Below are 562 nucleotides of genomic sequence, written 5' to 3'. Positions count from 1 at the left end.
GGAGGCAAAATCCCTAGGACCCCCAAAACGGATGCAAAACTATCTAAAAGAAATTGGTTTTTATACAAAATTAGAAACACTCAGAAATTCGGAGTTTCTTGGTTAATACATACTCTGACGCTGTTTTAATCATCCGGCCACTGAAGCGGCCAAAATATTTATTCTCAAATAAAGTTAGAATTTAAAACTCACATATTTTTAATTGCTTGCAGTAGTTTTAAGGCACTCAATGAACCGGCCAAATATCTAGTCAATTTTAGGGTTCTAAATCCAGACAAATTCGATTCACAGTTGGAGTCATTAGGTTATGGATTGAATTACCTGGCAATCGACAACTAAATTAAGATTTAAAAATCTGCAGGGTGATTACCCAAAATAAAAGTCAGATTTTAAAATTTGAATACCTGCAAAACAACACAATAAACATCCTCAATGACAAAGGTCAATTTGTCATAAGTCGTATTATAAGAACATCCCAAAGCATAATCCGAGCATCTTAAAAATCGAGGCATTCGGCTCTCTTTTTTACATCCATTTAAGTTCGCATAATATATATTATGTT

Source organism: Methylophaga sp. UBA5088 (genome assembly GCF_002414625.1).
Classification (GTDB): domain Bacteria; phylum Pseudomonadota; class Gammaproteobacteria; order Nitrosococcales; family Methylophagaceae; genus Methylophaga; species Methylophaga marina.
The sequence above is the reverse complement of the archived record's forward strand: the minus strand, read 5'-3'. Positions refer to the sequence as shown.